The organism is Pseudomonas sp. 15C, assembly GCF_055484735.1.
Genome location: NZ_JBUDGD010000004.1, coordinates 95,301 through 115,430 on the forward strand (window position 1 = coordinate 95,301; position 20,130 = coordinate 115,430).

A 20,130-nucleotide genomic window follows, 5' to 3' on the forward strand; every position below is an offset into this window, starting at 1 on the left:
AACCGGAATCCAGACAAAAGTGGCAGATAGCAAAACGCCCCACTAGGGGGCGTTTTGAGTGGTGTTATCCACAGTGCAAGTTACGCCTCGGCTTTTTTCGTCGCCGCTTCGATCTTACGCGTGATGTACCACTGTTGTGCAATCGACAGGCAGTTGTTCACAACCCAGTACAGCACCAGACCAGCAGGGAACCACAGGAAGAAGAAGGTGAAAATGATTGGCATCATTTTCATGACCTTCGCCTGCATCGGATCCGGAGGTGTAGGGTTCAGCTGCTGCTGGATGAACATGGTCGCGCCCATGATGATCGGCAGAATGAAGAACGGATCCTTGATCGACAGGTCGGTGATCCACAGCATGAACGGCGCTTGACGCATCTCCACGCTTTCCAGCAGAACCCAGTACAGCGAAAGGAAAACCGGCATCTGCACGAGGATTGGCAAGCAGCCGCCCAGCGGATTGATCTTCTCTTTCTTGTACAGCTCCATCATGGCTTGCGACATTTTCTGCCGGTCGTCGCCATGTTGCTCTTTCAGCGCAGCCAGTTTCGGCGCAACGGCACGCATACGCGCCATCGATTTGTAGCTGGCAGCCGACAACGGGAAGAAGATCCCTTTGATCAGCATGGTCAGGAAGATGATCGACCAGCCCCAGTTGCCAACAATCGCGTGGATATGTTGCAGCAGCCAGAAGATTGGCTGGGCAATGAACCACAGAATGCCGTAGTCGACGGTCAGTTCCAGACCAGGGGACAACTCTTTCAACACGGCCTGGCTTTTCGGACCGGCGTACAGCACTGCGCTGGTTTCAACCTTGGCACCTGGTGCAGCGGTCAGAGTAGGACCGGTGTAACCGATGATGTAGTTGCCTTTGCTGTCTTTACGGGTCTGGACGATGTTGTTTTCGCCCTTGGCCGGAATCCACGCAGTCACGAAGTAGTGTTGCAGCCAGGCTACCCAGCCACCGGTGACGGTTTCTTTGAGCTGCGCCTTGTCCATGTCCTTCATGGACACTTTCTTGTACGGCTCCGAACTTGTCCACAGGGCAGCGCCCAGGTAAGTCGCGGTGCCAGTCGCTGTTGTGGACGAAGGGTCCGCGCTTGCGTCGCGTTTCAGCTGAGCGAACATCGCGCCATTCCAGGGCTGAGCGCTCTGGTTATCCACAATGTAGGAAACGGCTACGTCATACAGGCCGCGTTTCAGCGTGAAACGCTTGATGTAGTTGACGCCATCCTTGCTGAATTTCAGGTCAACGACGAGTTGATCCTGACCATCAGCCAGTTGATAGGTCTTCTTCTCCGAGGAGTAGACCGGACGACCGGCCGGATTTGCGTCCGGGCCATTGGTGCCGATCAGACCGCTTTGGGCCAGATAAACACGTTCGCCGCCGTTATCGAACAGCTGGAACGGCACATCAGGACGATCCTGACGACGCGGATACAGAGGCAAGGTCAGTTGGGCAACATCGCCACCTTGTGGATCGATCGCGAGATCGAGCACGTCGGTTTTGATCTGGATCAGATCCTTGCTGGCGGCTACCGGTGTTTCGGCAGGTGCGCTGGTATCGCTGGCGGCACGCGGAATATCGTCACTGGCGGCAGCATTGGTGCCAGTGGCGGTGTCCGGCAAACCGGATGTAGTCGTACTGGAAGCAACATTCTGAGTCGGCAGGGCAGCCTGGCCATAGTCCTGGTTCCATTTAAGAACCATAACGTAGGACACGATTGCCAGGGCGACGATCAGGATCGTGCGTTTGATATCCATGATTACTCGGCCATCGAAGAAGAACGGGAGGTAGGGATAGGCGGAACCGGGTCATAACCACCGGGATTCCACGGATGACAGCGACCTAAACGACGAAAGGTCAGCCAGCCACCGCGCAGAAGGCCATGATTTTCAATGGCTTCATACGCGTAGCAGGAACAACTGGGGTAGAAACGACAGTGGCTGGCCATCAAAGGACTAATGGCATAGCGATAAAACTGGATCGGAACGAGGGCCAGTTTACGCATCTGGACTGTCTACCCCTACAGTTTCGGTTTTGACTGCCGGAACCGGCTTGTTACGAGCCAGACGCTTCCAGAGTTTGCCGAAATGCTGAATCAATTCGGGGTTTTCTACATCGCCCAGACCTTTGCGCGCGACGATAACGATGTCCCAGCCGACCAGTGAATCCTGGTGCAGACGGAACGATTCGCGCATCAAACGTTTGAGGCGATTGCGCTCAACGGAGAGCTTGACGCTCTTTTTCCCGATAACCAGCCCGAGACGGGGGTGATCGAGATCGTTGTCGCGTGCAAGGAGCAGGAGATTTTTCCCCGGAACCTTGCCGGTAGGGGAGTCAAAGACTGCCTTGAAATGCCGGGGGGTAAGCAGACGCTTTTCCCGACTGAAGTCCTGACTCACCTCCAGTACCGGATTATCAAACTGCCAGACGCGCACGACCTTTGGCGCGACGACGCGACAGGACTGCGCGGCCGTTCTTGGTAGCCATGCGAGCACGGAAACCGTGGGTACGAGCGCGTTTGATAGTGCTTGGTTGGAAAGTACGTTTCATGTCGTGTTACCTGGTTCGTCCACAACGGGCCGGAATGGCCCCCGTTTTAAGAGACCGGGGATTCTAGAGAAAGCAAGCCTTCAGGTCAATTTCCAACCAGCGTTTCCTTATAAATAGATCTCCCGGAGGTTTCCGTCTGAAAGACTGTCCGCCAGACATAAAAATAAAGAAGGGAATTATTTAAAGCTTTTCTGTAAAGCTTGTTAAAGCTAGGCGATGCCTCCTCTGTGGATAAGTGGCAGGGCACCTTTATTTACCTGGTGTACAGAGAATGACAACTACAGTGGAAAACCGTGTTCAGCCTGTGCTGCGCTGTCGGATAACCTGTGTGTGGAATGGTTGGTTATCCACAGGCGCGTTATCCACCGAGTTCAACCCCCAGTTGTCCAGTGCCCTCAAGGGCGGTTATCCACAGAGCTTATTCACTAACCGTTGGTCGCCTTTTATCGATCCAGACTGCTGACAATTGATGAATGCCGGGCAACCTGCGTGTGGATAAGTGGACGGCTCGCCGCTACAATGGCCGCTTGTTTTTGCCTCACCGGCTTTCAACTTAGGGGATATCCGTGTCAGTGGAACTTTGGCAGCAGTGCGTGGAGCTTTTGCGCGAGGAGCTGCCTGCCCAACAATTCAACACCTGGATCCGTCCACTACAGGTCGAAGCCGAAGGCGACGAGTTGCGCGTCTACGCACCGAACCGTTTCGTGCTGGACTGGGTCAATGAAAAGTACCTGGGCCGGGTCATGGAACTGCTGGATGAGCATGGCAATGGCATGGCGCCAGCGCTGTCCTTGTTAATAGGCAGCAAACGCAGCTCGGCGCCGCGTGCCGCCCCGAATGCACCGCTGGCTGCGGCGCAGGTTTCTCAGGCACAGGCGAATGCAGCGCCTGCCAACGCGCCGGCCCCTGCTCCGGCGCGTGCGTCGACCAAGCGTGCAACGCAGAAAACCGAGGAAATCAGTGAAGAGCCGTCTCGCGACAGCTTTGACCCGATGGCCGGTGCTGCGTCGCAACAAGCCCCGGTTCGCGCCGAACAGCGCACCGTGCAGGTCGAAGGTGCGCTCAAGCACACCAGCTATCTGAACCGCACCTTCACCTTTGAAAACTTCGTCGAAGGTAAATCCAACCAGCTCGCCCGTGCGGCGGCGTGGCAGGTCGCGGACAACCCCAAGCATGGCTATAACCCGCTCTTCCTTTATGGTGGCGTCGGTCTGGGTAAAACCCACTTGATGCACGCGGTGGGTAACCATCTATTAAAGAAGAACCCGAATGCCAAGGTCGTTTACCTGCATTCCGAGCGTTTCGTGGCCGATATGGTCAAGGCGCTGCAGTTGAACGCCATCAACGAGTTCAAGCGTTTCTACCGATCGGTGGATGCATTGCTGATCGATGACATTCAGTTCTTCGCCCGCAAAGAGCGCTCGCAGGAAGAATTCTTCCACACCTTCAACGCCCTGCTTGAAGGTGGCCAGCAGGTCATTCTCACCAGTGACCGCTACCCGAAAGAGATCGAAGGGCTTGAAGAGCGTCTCAAGTCGCGTTTCGGCTGGGGCCTGACGGTCGCCGTCGAGCCGCCGGAGCTGGAAACCCGCGTGGCCATCTTGATGAAGAAGGCTGACCAGGCCAAAGTCGAGTTGCCGCATGACGCGGCGTTCTTCATCGCCCAGCGTATTCGCTCCAACGTCCGTGAGCTGGAAGGCGCGCTGAAACGCGTAATCGCCCACTCGCACTTCATGGGCCGCGACATCACCATCGAGCTGATTCGCGAATCGCTGAAGGACCTGCTGGCGTTGCAGGACAAGCTGGTTTCTGTGGATAACATTCAGCGCACGGTCGCCGAGTACTACAAGATCAAGATTTCCGATCTGCTGTCCAAGCGCCGTTCGCGCTCGGTAGCGCGCCCGCGTCAGGTGGCCATGGCGTTGTCCAAGGAACTGACCAACCACAGCTTGCCGGAAATCGGCGATGTGTTTGGCGGCCGCGACCATACGACCGTGTTGCACGCCTGCCGCAAGATCAACGAACTTAAGGAATCCGACGCGGACATCCGCGAGGACTACAAGAACCTGCTGCGTACACTGACCACTTGATGAACACCAGCGCAGCTTATTAAGGCAAGGGACTAGACCATGCATTTCACCATTCAACGCGAAGCCCTGTTGAAACCCCTGCAACTGGTCGCAGGCGTCGTCGAGCGCCGACAGACCTTGCCGGTACTCTCCAACGTGCTGTTGGTTGTCGAGGGCCAGCAACTGTCGCTGACCGGTACCGACCTTGAGGTCGAGCTGGTCGGTCGTGTGCAACTTGAGGAGCCGGCCGAAACAGGTTCCATCACCGTGCCTGCGCGCAAGCTGATGGACATCTGCAAAAGCCTGCCCAACGATGCGCTGATCGACATCAAGGTCGACGAGCAGAAACTGGTGGTCAAGGCCGGCCGTAGCCGTTTCACCCTGTCGACCCTGCCAGCCAACGATTTCCCGACCGTTGAAGAAGGTCCGGGCTCGCTGACCTGCAGCCTTGAACAAAGCAAACTGCGTCGTCTGATCGAACGCACCAGCTTCGCCATGGCCCAGCAGGACGTGCGCTACTACCTCAACGGCATGCTGCTGGAAGTTTCTGCTGGCATCATCCGCGCGGTGGCAACCGACGGTCACCGTCTGGCCATGTGCTCGATGCAGGCCGATATCGGTCAGCCGGATCGTCATCAGGTGATCGTCCCGCGCAAAGGTATCCTTGAACTGGCACGTCTGCTCACCGAGCCGGACGGCAATGTCAGCATTGTTCTCGGTCAGCACCATATCCGCGCTACCACCGGCGAATTCACCTTCACTTCGAAACTGGTCGACGGCAAATTCCCGGATTACGAGCGTGTGTTGCCCAAAGGTGGCGACAAGCTGGTGCTGGGCGATCGCCAGGCCCTGCGTGAAGCATTCAGCCGTACCGCGATTCTGTCCAACGAGAAGTACCGCGGCATCCGTCTGCAACTGGCCAGCGGGCAGTTGAAGATCCAGGCCAACAACCCGGAACAGGAAGAAGCGGAAGAAGAAGTGGGCGTTGAATACAACGGCGGCGCGCTGGAAATCGGCTTCAACGTCAGCTACCTGCTTGACGTATTGGGCGTGATGACCACCGAGCAGGTTCGCCTGATCCTGTCCGACTCCAACAGCAGTGCGCTGGTGCAAGAGTCCGACAATGACGACTCGGCTTACGTTGTCATGCCGATGCGTCTGTAATCAGCTAACTCTGAATGTCGTTAAGTCGTGTTTCGGTCACCGCGGTGCGCAATCTGCACCCGGTGACCTTCTCCCCCTCTCCCCGCATCAACATTCTTTACGGCGCCAACGGCAGCGGCAAAACCAGTGTTCTGGAAGCCATTCATCTGCTCGGGCTTGCCCGTTCGTTTCGTAGCACGCGCTTGTTGCCGGTCATCCAGTACGAGCAACTCGCCTGTACGGTATTCGGTCAGGTTGAATTGGCCGAGGGCGGACACAGTGCGCTGGGGATTTCTCGTGATCGCCAAGGCGAGTTCCAGATTCGTATCGATGGGCAGAACGCCCGTAGCGCTGCGCAACTGGCGGAAATCCTGCCGCTGCAGTTGATCAACCCCGACAGCTTCCGCCTGCTCGAAGGCGCGCCGAAGATTCGCCGGCAGTTTCTCGACTGGGGCGTGTTCCACGTCGAACCGCGGTTCATGGCGACGTGGCAGCGTTTGCAGAAGGCCTTGCGCCAGAGAAACTCCTGGCTGCGGCATGGTACACTTGACGCCGTTTCGCAAGCGGTTTGGGACAGGGAACTGTGCCAGGCCAGCGCTGAAATCGATGAATACCGCCGCGCTTATATCACAGCCTTGAAACCGGTCTTCGAACAGACCTTGAGCGAACTGGTTGAGCTCGAGGGTTTGACGCTCAGCTATTACCGAGGCTGGGATAAAGACCGGGAGTTGAGCGCCGTACTTGCCGGTTCCGTGCAACGGGACCAGCAGATGGGGCATACCCAGGCCGGACCGCAACGGGCTGATTTGCGTCTTAGATTGGGCGCACACAATGCCGCGGACATATTGTCTCGGGGTCAGCAGAAGTTGGTGGTCTGTGCACTGCGGATTGCCCAAGGGCACCTGGTCAGCCAGGCCCGCCGCGGTCAGTGTATTTATCTGGTGGATGACTTGCCGTCCGAGCTGGACGAGAGCCATCGCCGCGCGCTGTGCCGCTTGCTGGAAGACTTACGCTGCCAGGTGTTCATCACCTGTGTAGATCACGAATTATTGAGGGAAGGCTGGCAGACGGAAACGCCAGTCGCTTTGTTCCACGTGGAACAGGGCCGTATCACCCAGACCCACGACCATCGGGAGTGAAGGCATTGAGCGAAGAAAATACGTACGACTCATCGAGCATTAAAGTGCTGAAAGGCCTGGATGCCGTGCGCAAACGTCCCGGTATGTACATTGGTGACACCGACGATGGCAGCGGTCTGCACCACATGGTGTTCGAGGTGGTCGACAACTCGATCGACGAAGCCCTCGCCGGCCATTGCGACGACATCAGCATCATCATTCACCCGGATGAATCCATCACCGTAAAAGACAACGGTCGTGGCATCCCGGTAGACGTGCATAAAGAGGAAGGCGTTTCCGCCGCCGAGGTCATCATGACCGTCCTCCACGCAGGTGGTAAATTCGACGATAACTCCTACAAGGTATCCGGCGGTCTGCACGGTGTCGGTGTATCGGTAGTGAACGCACTGTCCGAAGAGCTGGTACTGACCGTTCGCCGCAGTGGCAAGATCTGGGAACAGACCTACGTCCACGGCGTACCTCAGGCTCCGATGGCTATCGTTGGCGACAGCGAAACCACCGGCACCCAGATCCACTTCAAGGCTTCCAGCGAAACCTTCAAGAACATTCACTTCAGCTGGGATATTCTCGCCAAGCGGATTCGTGAACTGTCCTTCCTCAACTCCGGTGTCGGCATCGTCCTCAAGGATGAGCGCAGCGGCAAGGAAGAGCTTTTCAAATACGAAGGCGGCCTGCGCGCGTTCGTTGAATACCTGAACACCAACAAGACCGCGGTCAATCAGGTGTTCCACTTCAATATCCAGCGCGAAGACGGCATCGGCGTGGAAGTTGCGCTGCAGTGGAACGACAGCTTCAACGAGAACCTGTTGTGCTTCACCAACAACATTCCGCAACGCGATGGCGGTACTCACCTGGTGGGCTTCCGTTCGGCGCTGACGCGTAACCTGAACAACTACATCGAACAGGAAGGCCTGGCGAAGAAACACAAAGTCGCCACCACTGGCGATGATGCCCGTGAAGGCCTGACTGCGATCATCTCGGTGAAAGTACCGGATCCGAAGTTCAGCTCGCAGACCAAAGACAAGCTGGTGTCTTCCGAAGTGAAGACCGCCGTCGAGCAGGAGATGGGCAAGTACTTCTCCGATTTCCTTCTGGAAAACCCGAACGAAGCCAAACTGGTCGTCGGCAAGATGATCGACGCTGCCCGTGCCCGTGAAGCGGCACGCAAGGCTCGTGAAATGACCCGCCGTAAAGGCGCGCTGGACATTGCCGGCCTGCCGGGCAAACTCGCTGACTGCCAGGAGAAAGACCCGGCGCTGTCCGAACTGTACCTGGTGGAAGGTGACTCCGCGGGCGGCTCTGCCAAGCAGGGACGTAACCGCAAGACCCAGGCGATCCTGCCGTTGAAGGGCAAGATCCTCAACGTCGAAAAAGCACGCTTCGACAAGATGATCTCGTCCCAGGAAGTGGGCACGCTGATCACCGCGCTGGGCTGCGGCATCGGCCGCGACGAGTACAACATCGACAAGTTGCGTTATCACAACATCATCATCATGACCGATGCTGACGTCGACGGTTCGCACATCCGTACCCTGCTGCTGACCTTCTTCTTCCGTCAGTTGCCGGAACTGATCGAGCGGGGCTACATCTACATCGCCCAGCCACCGCTGTACAAGGTCAAGAAAGGCAAGCAAGAGCAATACATCAAAGACGACGACGCCATGGAAGAGTACATGACGCAGTCGGCCCTGGAAGATGCGAGCCTGCACCTGAACGAAGACGCACCGGGCATTTCCGGCGAAGCGCTCGAGCGTCTGGTGAATGACTTCCGCATGGTGATGAAGACCCTCAAGCGTCTGTCGCGCCTGTACCCACAGGAACTGACCGAGCACTTCATCTACCTGCCTGCGGTGAGCCTGGACACGTTGGGTGACCATGCAGCGATGCAAGATTGGCTGGCTCAGTACGAAGTTCGTCTGCGCACCAATGAGAAGTCCGGCCTGGTCTACAAGGCCAGTCTGCGCGAAGACCGCGAACGTGGTGTCTGGCTGCCAGAGGTCGAACTGATCTCCCACGGCCTGTCGAACTACGTCACGTTCAACCGCGACTTCTTCGGCAGCAACGACTACAAGACCGTCGTAACCCTCGGCGCTCAGCTGAGCACCCTGCTCGACGAGGGCGCGTACATCCAGCGCGGCGAACGCAAGAAAGCCGTCACCGAGTTCAAGGAAGCCCTCGACTGGCTGATGGCCGAAAGCACCAAGCGCCACACCATCCAGCGATACAAAGGGCTGGGCGAAATGAACCCGGATCAGCTGTGGGAAACCACCATGGACCCAAGCGTGCGCCGCATGCTGAAAGTCACTATCGAAGACGCTATCGGCGCAGACCAGATCTTCAACACCCTGATGGGTGATGCGGTTGAACCTCGCCGAGACTTCATCGAGAGCAATGCGCTGGCGGTTTCGAACCTGGATTTCTAATCCAGGTTGTCGTCAACGAAAACGGCCAACGCATTGCGTTGGCCTTTTTATTTCCGGTGCCTGGTGATTCTGCTCGCCCCGGTTCACTCGACAACAGATGCGACACTCTCCAACCGATATCCGTACCCATAAATCGTCAACAACTGCCAACCTCGATCTGCCGTCAGCCCAAGCTTGTTCCTTAGACGATAGATATGCGTGTCCAGCGGTCTTGACGATGCAATTTCCTCATGCGGCCAGAAACGCTCATACAGATAGTCGCGCGACAGCGGCCGCCCCAGATTGCTGAACAGGCACCGGGCGAGCCGGTACTCGCGCTCGGTCATGACGATAGGCTTCCCCTCACGCGTGACAGTCAGTTCGGCATCATCAAACGTCAGGTCATTGAAGCTCAGCACTTCGTTGGCAGCCGCGCGTTGCTGGCTATGTCGGCGCAGTACCGCAGCGACTCGCGCCTTCAGTTCATTGGGTCGAAACGGCTTGCTCACATAATCATCTGCGCCCGCGTTCAACGCCTGGACGATATCGCTCTCACCGTCGCGGCTGGTCAGCATGATCGCCGCCGGTGGCGCCTCCATGTGTTCGCGGGTCCAGCGCAGCAGCGCCAGGCCGGTGAGGTCGGGCAATTGCCAGTCGAGGATCAGCAGGTCGAAGGTTTCCCGGCGCAGTTGGCGCAACAGGTCTTCACCGCGCTCGAAGCTGTGCAGCGCCCAAGGTTGTTCGCCAGCCTCGGCCATCTGTTGCAGGGTTTGCTCGACCCTGCGCAGTTCGGCGGGTTCGTCATCCAGTATCGCAACACGCATACGCAGGGTTCCTTGTCGCTTGGGCAGTTGGGGCAACTGTAGTCGCTTGGCCTGTGCGATGAAAGTAAGCGGCCCTCGTCGGTCGACGTCCGCTATGATTCTTCGGATCTACGTCCCAGACCAGTGGCCCATGAAACCATTCACCCTGCCCTATTCCCATGAACAATAATCGTCGACTCGAAAGTCGAGTGCCCAGCCAAGTGCAACGACTGTTTCGCCAGTTGGTGCGCGAATGGCTGTGGATAAGCCTGGTGCTGTTACCGCTGACTGCGGTGCTGTCCTATCGCGCGCAGACCAGTTTGCAGGGTATCTCGCCGACGACGGGGGCGTCGTTATCGGTTGGGCTGGTGGCCGCCGTTCTCAGTCTATTGTTATGGCGTCCACGCTGGGCGCTGTGGATTTCCCTGATGGGCATGGCCTGCGCACTGTTGATCAGTGCCGGTCTGGCGCAGGCGCAACACTGGTGGTCGCCGACGCCGGCGGTGCTGGGCATGTTGTTCGGTTATCTGATCTGGAACTGGCGCCGCCTGAGTGTGGTGCTGACCTATTTCGGTTGGGAACTGGCGCGCCTGGACAGCGAGCCAAAGGTGTTTCCGGAGCGTCGGCGTTCGCAGTTCACCGGTGCCGATCGCTTGCAGGGCCAGATCATGGCGCTGGAACAAGCCATGAGCCGCACCCGCGATACGCGCAGATTCATTGCCGATGGCTTGGAATACCTGCCCGTCGCCACGTTGATCAGCGACCCCAAGGGCCAGATTCTGTTGGGCAACCGCAAAGCACGCGAACTCTTCGATAACGATCTCGTGGGCAATGATGTGCTCGATCAGCTAGCCAGCCTGGGCTATCCGGAGTTATCCCCAACGCCACGCCCGCCATTGTCAGCTATGCCGCTGCTGGAATTTCGCGACCACAAGGAGCGCAGCCTGCGTCTGGACCGTGCGGCATTGCTGACCGCCGATGGCGATACGCCCATCGGTTGGCTGCTCAGCCTCACCGACCTCAGCGCCGAACGCGCTGCCGAAGAACAACGCAGTGTGTTGCTGCGCTTCTTGTCCCACGATTTGCGCGCGCCCCACTCGGCCATCCTTGCGCTGCTGGATGTGCATCGCCATCAGGCTGGCGCTGATTCGCCTTTGTTTGACCAGATCGAACGTCAGGTCCGCCGTGCACTGGACCTGACGGACGGCTTTGTCCTGTTGGCCCGGGCGGAGTCCGAGGCCTACCAGTTTCAGCCAAGCCTGTTCGCAATGCTGGTGCTGGATGTGCTCGATCAAGCGCTGCCCATCGCTCAGCAAAAACGTATCGAACTGCGGCATGCCATGGATGAGCAAACTCAGGAGCGCCTCGTCATGGCCGACCAGGGCTTGCTGACCCGCGCGTTGTTCAATCTGTTGGAAAACGCGATCAAATACAGCCCGGCTGGCTCTACGGTTCAGTTGCGGGTGAGCTGTCACGAGCAGTGGCTGCGTTGCGAACTGATCGATCAGGGCAAGGGTATCGCCGAGCACGAGTTGCCGGAGCTGTTTAGCCAATACCGGCGCTTTTCCTCAGCGCAGGGCATTGACGGCATAGGGCTGGGCCTGTCAATGGTCAAAGCGGTGATCGATCATCACGGTGGCAGCATTGAATGTCGCAGCGAGGTCGACCGAGGCACGACGTTCATGCTGCAGCTACCGTTGATTGCCGAATGAACAGGTACAAAAAACCGGCTATATCAGCCGGTTTTTTTACATCGAAAATAAACTTATGCACGGTTTGCCAGATTACAGGGTCTTAAAAAAACCAGTTTTAAATCAATCAGTTGCATCGAATCCGATGGCAATTTAGAACAATCCGTACACAGGTTATCCACAAAATGTCAGGCAGGCACTTGCTCATTGGCAACCGGCGCTTGCGGCGCTGGTGGCAGCGAGCCCATTTCCTGCTGCATCTTTTCATTCCAGGCCTGGACCCGGTCGTTCAGCTCGGCAATCGCTCGGGGACCAGTGCCCTCAGCGTACATAGGCTCACCGATGACTACGGTAATGACGCCAGACTTTTTGCCCCAACCGACTTTCGGCCAGAATTTGCCGGCATTGTGTGCAATCGGTAGCACCGGAAGCGCCGCATTTACCGCCAACGCACTGCCGCTGCGGGAGAATTTGCCGATGGTGCCGAAAGGTACCCGAGTGCCTTCCGGAAAGATCAGCACCCAGACGTTGTCCTTGAGCAGCTCATCGCCCTTGGCCGCGACTTGCTTGAGGGCGGCTTTCGGGTTGTCGCGATCGATCGCGATCGGTCGCAGCATGGCCATGGCCCAGCCGAAAAACGGCACGTACAGCAATTCGCGCTTGAGCACTTGGCTCAAGGGCGAGAAATAGGCGGAGAGAAAGAACGTCTCCCAGGTGCTCTGGTGGTTGGATTGAATCACGCAGGGCCGGTCAGGCACGTTTTCCGCGCCTTTGATCTCGTAGCGGATACCGAGGAAGACCTTGGTCAACCACAAGGCGCAACGGCACCAGAACACATTGATGAAACGATAGCGCGCCTTGAACGACAAAAACGGCGCGATAAAAAAACTCAAGCTGCACCACAGCAGGGAGGTGGTGCCCAGCAGCAGGTAAAAGAGAAAAATCCTGATGGCCCGCAGTATCGACATAGTGACGTTTACCGTTACGGGACAATGCCCGTCTGTTCAAGCGCACCCCCGATCAATCCCTGGTCAGGAATTCAGAAGTACTCTAGTTGTGGATAAGTTCTGCGGCAATCGCCGCCAGATCGTCGAAAATCAAAGTGCCCACCGGCAGGGTTTTGCCCTGAGTCTTTGCGCCTTTCCCGGTCTTCACCAAAACTGGCTGTGAATCGACGGCTTTGGCGGCCTCCAGGTCACCAAGGCTGTCGCCGACGAACCAGACGTTGGTCAACGACACCTGGTAATGCGCGGCGATGGTTTTCAGCATGCCCGGTTTCGGTTTGCGGCAATCGCAACCTTCGTCCGGTCCATGCGGACAATACACAATCAGCCCGACTTCACCGCCCTGCTCCGCCACCAACCCGCGCAAACGCGCGTGCATGGCGTCGAGGGTGGCGAGGTCGTAATAGCCGCGAGCAATGCCCGACTGGTTGGTGGCCACTGCCACCGTCCAGCCGGCCTTGCTCAACTGCGCAATCGCTTCGATCGAACCGGGGATCGGAATCCACTCTTGCACCGATTTGATGTAAGCGTCGGAGTCGTAATTGATCACCCCGTCCCGATCGAGAATCAGCAGTTTCAACAACAAGCCCTCAACCCAGCAGCGAAATGTCGGCAACGCCGAGGAACAGGCCGCGTAGACGCGCGAGGAGCGCGTAACGGTTGGCCCGCACATTGGCGTCGTCGGCATTGACCATCACGGCGTCGAAGAACGCATCCACCGGCTCACGCAATGCTGCAAGGCGTGCCAGCGTTTCGTTGTACTGACGCGCCGCGGCCATTGGCTGCACCGCCTGATCCGCTTGCTGGATCGCCGAGTACAGCGAGAACTCGTTGGCATTGTCGAAGTACTTGGCTTGCACCTCGGTCGGCACCGAGCCTTCGACTTTGCTCAACAGGTTCGACACACGCTTGTTGACGGCCGCCAGTGCTGCGGCTTCCGGCAGTTTGCGGAACGCCTGCACCGCTTGCACACGCTGGTCGAAGTCCAGCGCCGAACCCGGTTTCAAGGCACGAACCGACAAATAGGTGGCAACATCAACGCCTTCGTCTTCATAACGCGCACGCAGACGGTCGAAGATGAATTCCAGTACCGATTCGTTGAGGCCGGCCGCTTTGACCTTGGCGCCGAACGCGTTCACCGCGAAAGCGACGGCGTCGTTCAGGTCCAGGTCCAGTTGTTTCTCGATCAGGATACGCAGCACGCCGAGTGCCGCACGGCGCAGGGCATACGGGTCTTTGCTGCCGGTTGGCAGCATGCCGATACCGAAGATGCCGACCAGGGTGTCGAGCTTGTCGGCGATCGCCACCGCTGCACCGGTCAATGTCGCCGGCAATTCAGCCCCGGCACCGCGTGGCATGTACTGCTCGTTCAATGCCAGCGCGACGTCCTGCGGCTCGCCGTCATTGAGGGCGTAGTAGTAACCGGCGACGCCTTGCATCTCCGGGAACTCGCCGACCATTTCGGTGGCCAGGTCGCACTTCGACAGCAGGCCGGCACGGGCCGCCCACGAAGCGTTGCCGCCAATGCGCGCGGCGATGTACGCCGCCAGTTTCGAGACGCGCTCGGCCTTGTCGTAGACGCTGCCGAGTTTTTCCTGGAACACCACGTTCTGCAGGCGCAGGTTGAAATCTTCGAGCTTCTGCTTCTTGTCCTGCTTGAAGAAGAACTCGGCGTCGGTCAGACGTGGGCGAACCACTTTCTCGTTACCGGCGATGATCTGCTGCGGATCTTTGCTTTCGATGTTGGCCACAGTGATGAAACGTGGCAGCAACTTGCCGTCGGCATCCAGCAGGCAGAAATACTTCTGGTTGTCCTGCATGGTGGTGATCAGCGCTTCCTGCGGCACGTCGAGGAAACGCTCCTCGAACGAGCACACCAGCGGCACCGGCCATTCGACCAGCGCGGTCACTTCGTCGAGCAGCGCTGGCGGAACGATTGCCGTGCCTTCCTGACGGGTAGCCAGCTCTTCGGTGCGCTTGCTGATGATCTCGCGACGCTCGTTGGCATCGGCCAGCACGTAGGCGGCACGCAGGTCAGCGAGGTAGCTCGATGGCGAACTGATGCGCACGCTTTGCGGGTGATGGAAACGGTGGCCACGGGAGTCACGGCCTGCCTTCTGCGCAAGGATCGTGCAATCGATGACCTGGTCACCGAGCAGCATCACCAGCCATTGGGTCGGACGGACGAACTCTTCCTTGCGCGCACCCCAACGCATGCGTTTCGGGATCGGCAGGTCGTTCAGCGAATCTTCGACGATGGTCGGCAGCAGGCTCGCGGTCGGCTTGCCGGCGATGTTCTGGCTGTAGCGCAGTTTCGGTCCGCTCTGATCGATCTCGCTCAGCTCGACGCCACACTTCTTGGCGAAGCCCAGCGCGGCCTGGGTTGGATTGCCATCAGCGTCAAACGCCGCCTGACGTGGCGGGCCGTCGAGGTTGATGCTGCGATCCGGCTGCTGAGTGGCCAGCGCGGTGATCAGCACAGCCAGACGCCGTGGCGCGGCGTAGACGGTTTTGCTCTCGTAGCTCAGGCCAGCGGCTTGCAGGCCTTTGTCGATACCGGCGAGAAACGCCTCAGCCAGGGTATTCAGGGCTTTGGGTGGCAGTTCTTCGGTGCCCAGTTCGACCAGAAAATCTTGCGCACTCATTGTGCAGCCTCCAGCTTGGCCAGTACTTCGTCACGCAGGTCCGGGGTCGCCATCGGGAAGCCCAGCTTGGCGCGCGCCAGCAGGTAGGCTTGCGCAACGGAACGCGCCAGGGTGCGCACGCGCAGAATGTATTGCTGACGCGCGGTCACCGAGATCGCCCGGCGCGCATCCAGCAGGTTGAAAGTGTGCGAGGCCTTCAGGACCATTTCGTAGCTCGGCAACGGCAGCGGCTGGTCGAGCTCGATCAGGCGCTTGGCTTCGCTTTCATAGAAGTCGAACAGCTCGAACAGTTTTTCGACGTTGGCGTGTTCGAAGTTGTAGGTGGACTGCTCCACCTCGTTCTGGTGGAACACGTCGCCGTAGGTAACTTTGCCGAACGGGCCGTCAGCCCAGACCAGGTCGTAGACCGAATCCACGCCTTGCAGGTACATCGCCAGACGCTCGAGACCGTAGGTGATCTCGCCGGTTACCGGGTAGCACTCGATGCCGCCCGCCTGCTGGAAGTAGGTGAACTGAGTGACTTCCATGCCGTTGAGCCAGACTTCCCAGCCCAGACCCCAGGCGCCGAGGGTCGGCGATTCCCAGTTGTCTTCGACGAAGCGGATGTCGTGCACCAGCGGGTCGAGGCCGACATGCTTGAGCGAGCCCAGATACAGTTCCTGGAAGTTGTCCGGGTTCGGCTTGAGGACGACCTGGAACTGGTAGTAGTGCTGCAGACGGTTCGGGTTTTCGCCGTAGCGGCCATCAGTCGGACGGCGGCTTGGCTGCACGTACGCGGCGTTCCAGGTTTCCGGGCCGATGGCGCGCAGGAAGGTCGCGGTGTGGAAAGTGCCGGCGCCTACTTCCATATCGTAGGGCTGAAGTACCACACAACCTTGCTCGGCCCAGTATTGCTGGAGCGCGAGGATCAAGTCTTGGAAGGTACGCACGGCTGGCGTAGGCTGGCTCACGAAATTCACCTGTTTCTTGGGCTGCGATTTAAAGAGCGGGAGTATACCCGATTCGTTGCTGCGCACGCCCCCTGGAGCCTTATGCCACGCTGCTTTTGGTGTACCGAAGATCCGCTGTACATGGCTTATCACGATCAGGAGTGGGGCACGCCGCTACGCGATGCGCAGGGTTTGTTCGAGTTGCTTTTGCTCGAAGGGTTCCAGGCCGGGCTGTCGTGGATCACCGTGTTGCGCAAGCGCGAGCGTTATCGCCAGGTGCTGTTCGGCTTCGACGTGCAGCGTGTCGCGCAGATGAGCGACGCCGAAATCGACGAACTGATGCTCGATCCGGGGATCATCCGCAATCGTCTCAAGCTCAATGCAGCGCGGCGTAACGCGCAGGCCTGGCTGGCGCTGGAAGACCCGGTGGCGTTGCTCTGGTCGTTCGTTGGCGGTCAGCCGATCGTCAATCATTTCAAGGATCGCAGCGAAGTCCCGGCGATTACCCCCGAAGCGCTGGCGATGAGCAAGGCCCTGAAAAAAGCCGGGTTCACCTTCGTCGGCCCGACCATTTGCTACGCGTTGATGCAGGCCTCGGGCATGGTCATGGACCACACCCAGGACTGCGACCGCTACGCGCAGTTGGTCAACGCCGGGTAGAATGCCCGCCTCGCGCACAGCACAAAGATCAGGAGTGACCTGTGGAAAAGTTTAAAGGCGCCTTGCTGGTAGGCGCTCTGCGGCTGTTTGCCCTGCTGCCATGGCGGGCCGTGCAGGCCGTGGGTTCGGCGATTGGCTGGATCATGTGGAAGACCCCCAACCGTTCCCGCGACGTGGTGCGGATCAACCTCGCCAAATGTTTTCCAGAGATGGACCCGGCCGAACGCGAGCGTCTGGTCGGTCAGAGCCTGAAGGACATCGGCAAGTCGCTGACCGAAAGTGCCTGCGCGTGGATCTGGCCGGCTCAGCGCTCCATCGATCTGGTTCGTGAAGTTGAAGGACTCGACGTTTTGAAAGAGGCGCTGGCCTCGGGCAAAGGCGTGGTCGGCATCACCAGCCACCTGGGTAACTGGGAGGTGCTCAACCACTTCTATTGCAGCCAGTGCAAACCGATCATTTTCTACCGCCCGCCCAAGCTCAAGGCGGTCGATGAACTGCTGCGCAAACAGCGGGTACAACTGGGCAACAAAGTGGCCGCATCGACCAAGGAAGGCATCCTCAGCGTCATCAAGGAAGTGCGCAAAGGTGGTGCAGTGGGCATTCCGGCCGACCCGGAACCGGCCGAATCCGCCGGGATCTTCGTGCCGTTCTTCGCCACCCAGGCGCTGACCAGCAAGTTCGTGCCGAACATGCTCGCCGGTGGCAAAGCAGTCGGCGTTTTCCTGCATGCCCTGCGTCTGCCCGACGGTTCTGGCTACAAGGTGATCCTCGAAGCAGCGCCCGAAGCCATGTACAGCACCGATACCGCTGAATCCTGCGCGGCGATGAGCAAAGTGGTCGAGCGCTACGTCGCGGCGTATCCGAGCCAGTACATGTGGAGCATGAAACGCTTCAAAAAGCGTCCACCGGGTGAAGCACGCTGGTACTGAGTAACCGACGAAATTGGCATGATCTGTGGATAACCAATCACTGAAGTTATCCACAATCGTTCATTCAAGGGCGCAGCAGATGTCCGAACAGCGCAAATCGTTTCGTATCAAGATCACCCACGACAGCCTGGGCGAATGCCTTGGGCAGACGCGCAATCTGTCGCCCACCGGCGTTTACGTTCAGCATCCGCGTCTGGCGTCGTTGCCCGAAGGGGCGGTGGTGTATGGTCAGGTGCAGGACTTACCCACAGGTGCGCCGCGGGTGCGTATGGAAGTGGTCACGGTGGATGCTGAAGGCATCGGCTTGCGCTATTTGTAAGATTTACCGGGCCTGACGCTCGAGCTTCTTCAGAAACACCGACATTTCCTTTTCGGCCTGCTTGTCGCCATGGGCGCTGGCCGCTTCCAGCCCCTGTTCCCAGGCTTGCCGCGCGGCAGCAGAATCACCCAGCGCCAATCGGGCCTTGCCCAATAATTTCCACGCCGCCGAGTATTTCGGATCGAACGCCACGCAGTGCTGAAAATGCTCGGCAGCCTTGGCATGCTCGTTCAGATCCAGATAACCCTTGCCCAGGCCGAAGCGCAGCAGAGCGTTATCCACACCCTTGGCGAGCATTTTTTCCAGAGATTCAAGCATCAGTGGATTCCTTTTCAGAGACTGTCAGCTATTGATGAGTGGACGCTGGATCGCCATCGCTAGCTCCCACAGTTGGAATGCGTTTCACCTGTGGGAGCTAGCCTGCTAGCGATGGCGCCAGTCTGATCAGCCGATAATCCGGATCAGAAGAAGCTCAACCCCACATGAAACAGCTTCTCCACATCGCGAATATGCTTTTTATCCACAAGGAACAGAATCACATGGTCGCCCGCTTCGATCACCGTGTCGTCGTGAGCGATGATCACCTGTTCGTTGCGGATCACCGCGCCGATGGTGGTGCCCGGTGGCAGGCCGATTTTCTCGATCGGTTTGCCGATGACCTTGCTCGACTTGGCATCGCCGTGGGCGATCGCCTCGATGGCTTCCGCCGCGCCGCGGCGCAATGAGTGCACGCTGACGATATCGCCACGGCGCACGTGCGCCAGCAAGGTACCGATGGTCGCCAGTTGTGGACTGATAGCGATGTCGATGTCGCCGCCCTGGATCAGGTCGACGTAAGCCGGATTGTTGATGATTGTCATGACCTTCTTCGCCCCCAGCCGTTTGGCCAGCAGCGAAGACATGATGTTGGCTTCGTCATCGTTGGTCAGGGCGAGGAAGATGTCGGCATCGGCGATGTTCTCTTCCAGCAGCAGGTCGCGGTCCGAAGCGCTGCCCTGCAGCACCACGGTGCTGTCGAGCGTGTCGGAGAGATAACGGCAACGCGCCGGGCTCATCTCGATGATCTTCACCTGATAACGGCTTTCGATGGCTTCGGCCAGGCGCTCGCCGATCTGCCCGCCACCGGCGATGACGATGCGTTTGTAGGTTTCGTCGAGGCGGCGCATTTCGCTCATCACCGCGCGAATATCCTCACGGGCGGCGATAAAGAACACTTCGTCGTCGGCCTCGATCACCGTGTCGCCCTGCGGCAGGATCGGCCGGTCACGGCGGAAAATCGCGGCGACGCGGGTTTCGACGTTCGGCATGTGCTCGCGTAGCTGGCGCAGTTGTTGGCCGACCAGTGGCCCGCCGTAATAGGCGCGCACCGCCACCAGTTGCGCCGCGCCTTCGGCGAAGTCGATCACCTGCAAAGCGCCGGGATGCTGGATCAGGCGCTTGATGTAGTTGGTCACCACCTGCTCGGGGCTGATCAGCACGTCGACTGGAATTGCCTCGTTCTGGAACAGCTGTTCTTCGCGATTGAGATACGACGCTTCACGCACCCGGGCGATTTTCGTCGGGGTGTGGAACAGCGTGTGGGCGACCTGGCAGGCGACCATGTTGGTCTCGTCACTGTTGGTCACCGCGACCAGCATGTCGGCGTCGTCGGCGCCGGCCTGACGCAGTACCGAAGGCAGCGAGCCACGGCCCTGCACGGTGCGGATGTCGAGGCGATCGCCGAGGTCGCGCAGACGCTCGCCGTCGGTGTCCACCACGGTGATGTCGTTGGCCTCGCTGGCCAGATGTTCTGCCAGCGAACCGCCGACCTGTCCTGCACCGAGGATGATGATTTTCATCCA

19 protein-coding genes are annotated in these 20,130 nt (G+C 58.7%); 8 read left to right on the top strand and 11 right to left on the bottom strand.

Going from position 1 to position 20,130, the window contains the following annotated elements; translation table 11 throughout:
• Nucleotides 1-80: 80 nt before the first annotated feature.
• The 4 genes from yidC to rpmH are packed head-to-tail and all read right to left on the bottom strand — an operon-like array spanning nucleotide 81 to nucleotide 2,556.
• Nucleotides 81-1,763, bottom strand: coding sequence for a membrane protein insertase YidC (yidC, locus tag ACYYKW_RS04135; protein ID WP_093096467.1), 1,683 nt, complete (start codon nucleotides 1,761-1,763; stop codon nucleotides 81-83).
• A gap of 2 nt (nucleotides 1,764-1,765) precedes the next feature.
• Nucleotides 1,766-2,011 (bottom strand): membrane protein insertion efficiency factor YidD, encoded by a 246-nt coding sequence (gene yidD / locus ACYYKW_RS04140; protein ID WP_010465488.1) that lies wholly within the window; start codon nucleotides 2,009-2,011, stop codon nucleotides 1,766-1,768.
• Nucleotides 2,004-2,405 (bottom strand): ribonuclease P protein component, encoded by a 402-nt coding sequence (gene rnpA / locus ACYYKW_RS04145; RefSeq protein WP_197677837.1) that lies wholly within the window; start codon nucleotides 2,403-2,405, stop codon nucleotides 2,004-2,006. The genes yidD and rnpA overlap by 8 nt, the downstream gene beginning before the upstream one ends.
• A gap of 16 nt (nucleotides 2,406-2,421) precedes the next feature.
• Nucleotides 2,422-2,556, bottom strand: a complete 135-nt coding sequence (rpmH, locus tag ACYYKW_RS04150) for a 50S ribosomal protein L34 (protein ID WP_003213577.1) — start codon at nucleotides 2,554-2,556, stop codon at nucleotides 2,422-2,424.
• A 566-nt stretch (nucleotides 2,557-3,122) separates the two neighbouring features.
• Between rpmH and dnaA the strand changes: the two genes are divergently transcribed.
• The 4 genes from dnaA to gyrB are packed head-to-tail and all read left to right on the top strand — an operon-like array spanning nucleotide 3,123 to nucleotide 9,330.
• Complete coding sequence (gene dnaA / locus ACYYKW_RS04155) at nucleotides 3,123-4,646, top strand: chromosomal replication initiator protein DnaA (protein WP_093096459.1); 1,524 nt, start codon at nucleotides 3,123-3,125, stop codon at nucleotides 4,644-4,646.
• Between the two features lie 39 nt (nucleotides 4,647-4,685).
• Nucleotides 4,686-5,789 (top strand): DNA polymerase III subunit beta, encoded by a 1,104-nt coding sequence (dnaN, locus tag ACYYKW_RS04160; RefSeq protein ID WP_090287849.1) that lies wholly within the window; start codon nucleotides 4,686-4,688, stop codon nucleotides 5,787-5,789.
• Between the two features lie 14 nt (nucleotides 5,790-5,803).
• The gene (gene recF / locus ACYYKW_RS04165) at nucleotides 5,804-6,907 is read left to right on the top strand and encodes a DNA replication/repair protein RecF (RefSeq protein WP_016772389.1); all 1,104 of its coding nucleotides are present in this window, start codon (nucleotides 5,804-5,806) and stop codon (nucleotides 6,905-6,907) included.
• A gap of 5 nt (nucleotides 6,908-6,912) precedes the next feature.
• Entirely contained in the window at nucleotides 6,913-9,330 is a 2,418-nt protein-coding gene (gene gyrB / locus ACYYKW_RS04170; protein WP_464989485.1) for a DNA topoisomerase (ATP-hydrolyzing) subunit B, read from the top strand.
• 83 nt (nucleotides 9,331-9,413) lie between these two features.
• Here gyrB and ACYYKW_RS04175 read toward each other — a convergent pair whose 3' ends face one another.
• Complete coding sequence (locus ACYYKW_RS04175; protein ID WP_090287851.1) at nucleotides 9,414-10,133, bottom strand: response regulator transcription factor; 720 nt, start codon at nucleotides 10,131-10,133, stop codon at nucleotides 9,414-9,416.
• A 158-nt stretch (nucleotides 10,134-10,291) separates the two neighbouring features.
• Here ACYYKW_RS04175 and ACYYKW_RS04180 point away from each other — a divergent pair, with 158 nt between their 5' ends.
• Nucleotides 10,292-11,824, top strand: a complete 1,533-nt coding sequence (locus ACYYKW_RS04180; protein ID WP_336356599.1) for a sensor histidine kinase — start codon at nucleotides 10,292-10,294, stop codon at nucleotides 11,822-11,824.
• 167 nt (nucleotides 11,825-11,991) lie between these two features.
• Here the strand turns inward: ACYYKW_RS04180 and ACYYKW_RS04185 are convergent, their stop codons facing one another.
• The 4 genes from ACYYKW_RS04185 to glyQ all read right to left on the bottom strand — a co-directional run bounded on the left by ACYYKW_RS04185 (nucleotide 11,992) and on the right by glyQ (nucleotide 16,402).
• Nucleotides 11,992-12,771, bottom strand: coding sequence for a lysophospholipid acyltransferase family protein (locus ACYYKW_RS04185; RefSeq protein ID WP_336356600.1), 780 nt, complete (start codon nucleotides 12,769-12,771; stop codon nucleotides 11,992-11,994).
• 82 nt (nucleotides 12,772-12,853) lie between these two features.
• Complete coding sequence (gmhB, locus tag ACYYKW_RS04190) at nucleotides 12,854-13,393, bottom strand: D-glycero-beta-D-manno-heptose 1,7-bisphosphate 7-phosphatase (protein WP_203420139.1); 540 nt, start codon at nucleotides 13,391-13,393, stop codon at nucleotides 12,854-12,856.
• Nucleotides 13,394-13,397: 4 nt separating this feature from the next.
• Nucleotides 13,398-15,452 (bottom strand): glycine--tRNA ligase subunit beta, encoded by a 2,055-nt coding sequence (glyS, locus tag ACYYKW_RS04195; RefSeq protein WP_090287857.1) that lies wholly within the window; start codon nucleotides 15,450-15,452, stop codon nucleotides 13,398-13,400.
• Complete coding sequence (gene glyQ, locus ACYYKW_RS04200) at nucleotides 15,449-16,402, bottom strand: glycine--tRNA ligase subunit alpha (protein WP_003213601.1); 954 nt, start codon at nucleotides 16,400-16,402, stop codon at nucleotides 15,449-15,451. The genes glyS and glyQ overlap by 4 nt, the downstream gene beginning before the upstream one ends.
• An 81-nt stretch (nucleotides 16,403-16,483) precedes the next feature.
• On the opposite strand from glyQ, the gene tag reads away from it, so the two are divergent.
• The 3 genes from tag to ACYYKW_RS04215 all read left to right on the top strand — a co-directional run bounded on the left by tag (nucleotide 16,484) and on the right by ACYYKW_RS04215 (nucleotide 18,289).
• Complete coding sequence (gene tag, locus ACYYKW_RS04205; protein ID WP_336356602.1) at nucleotides 16,484-17,041, top strand: DNA-3-methyladenine glycosylase I; 558 nt, start codon at nucleotides 16,484-16,486, stop codon at nucleotides 17,039-17,041.
• A gap of 41 nt (nucleotides 17,042-17,082) precedes the next feature.
• Nucleotides 17,083-17,970 carry a lysophospholipid acyltransferase gene (locus ACYYKW_RS04210; protein ID WP_093096440.1) on the top strand — a complete coding sequence of 296 codons (888 nt, stop codon included), beginning with the start codon at nucleotides 17,083-17,085 and terminating at the stop codon, nucleotides 17,968-17,970.
• Nucleotides 17,971-18,049: 79 nt separating this feature from the next.
• Nucleotides 18,050-18,289, top strand: coding sequence for a PilZ domain-containing protein (locus ACYYKW_RS04215; protein ID WP_093096436.1), 240 nt, complete (start codon nucleotides 18,050-18,052; stop codon nucleotides 18,287-18,289).
• Between the two features lie 3 nt (nucleotides 18,290-18,292).
• Here the strand turns inward: ACYYKW_RS04215 and ACYYKW_RS04220 are convergent, their stop codons facing one another.
• Together ACYYKW_RS04220 and trkA are read right to left on the bottom strand one after the other, a co-directional pair.
• Nucleotides 18,293-18,610 carry a hypothetical protein gene (locus tag ACYYKW_RS04220; RefSeq protein ID WP_464989526.1) on the bottom strand — a complete coding sequence of 106 codons (318 nt, stop codon included), beginning with the start codon at nucleotides 18,608-18,610 and terminating at the stop codon, nucleotides 18,293-18,295.
• A gap of 140 nt (nucleotides 18,611-18,750) precedes the next feature.
• Nucleotides 18,751-20,127 carry a Trk system potassium transporter TrkA gene (gene trkA / locus ACYYKW_RS04225; protein ID WP_090287869.1) on the bottom strand — a complete coding sequence of 459 codons (1,377 nt, stop codon included), beginning with the start codon at nucleotides 20,125-20,127 and terminating at the stop codon, nucleotides 18,751-18,753.
• Nucleotides 20,128-20,130 lie beyond the last annotated feature (3 nt).

What these genes read in the sequence shown, in the direction of transcription:
- yidC (WP_093096467.1), bottom strand. Translation starts at nt 1,763, where the DNA reads ATGGATATCAAACGCACGATCCTGATCGTCGCCCTGGCAATCGTGTCC.
- yidD (WP_010465488.1), bottom strand. Translation starts at nt 2,011, where the DNA reads ATGCGTAAACTGGCCCTCGTTCCGATCCAGTTTTATCGCTATGCCATT.
- rpmH (WP_003213577.1), bottom strand. Translation starts at nt 2,556, where the DNA reads ATGAAACGTACTTTCCAACCAAGCACTATCAAACGCGCTCGTACCCAC.
- dnaN (WP_090287849.1), top strand. Translation starts at nt 4,686, where the DNA reads ATGCATTTCACCATTCAACGCGAAGCCCTGTTGAAACCCCTGCAACTG.
- recF (WP_016772389.1), top strand. Translation starts at nt 5,804, where the DNA reads ATGTCGTTAAGTCGTGTTTCGGTCACCGCGGTGCGCAATCTGCACCCG.
- ACYYKW_RS04175 (WP_090287851.1), bottom strand. Translation starts at nt 10,133, where the DNA reads ATGCGTGTTGCGATACTGGATGACGAACCCGCCGAACTGCGCAGGGTC.
- ACYYKW_RS04180 (WP_336356599.1), top strand. Translation starts at nt 10,292, where the DNA reads ATGAACAATAATCGTCGACTCGAAAGTCGAGTGCCCAGCCAAGTGCAA.
- ACYYKW_RS04185 (WP_336356600.1), bottom strand. Translation starts at nt 12,771, where the DNA reads ATGTCGATACTGCGGGCCATCAGGATTTTTCTCTTTTACCTGCTGCTG.
- glyS (WP_090287857.1), bottom strand. Translation starts at nt 15,452, where the DNA reads ATGAGTGCGCAAGATTTTCTGGTCGAACTGGGCACCGAAGAACTGCCA.
- tag (WP_336356602.1), top strand. Translation starts at nt 16,484, where the DNA reads ATGCCACGCTGCTTTTGGTGTACCGAAGATCCGCTGTACATGGCTTAT.
- ACYYKW_RS04215 (WP_093096436.1), top strand. Translation starts at nt 18,050, where the DNA reads ATGTCCGAACAGCGCAAATCGTTTCGTATCAAGATCACCCACGACAGC.
- trkA (WP_090287869.1), bottom strand. Translation starts at nt 20,127, where the DNA reads ATGAAAATCATCATCCTCGGTGCAGGACAGGTCGGCGGTTCGCTGGCA.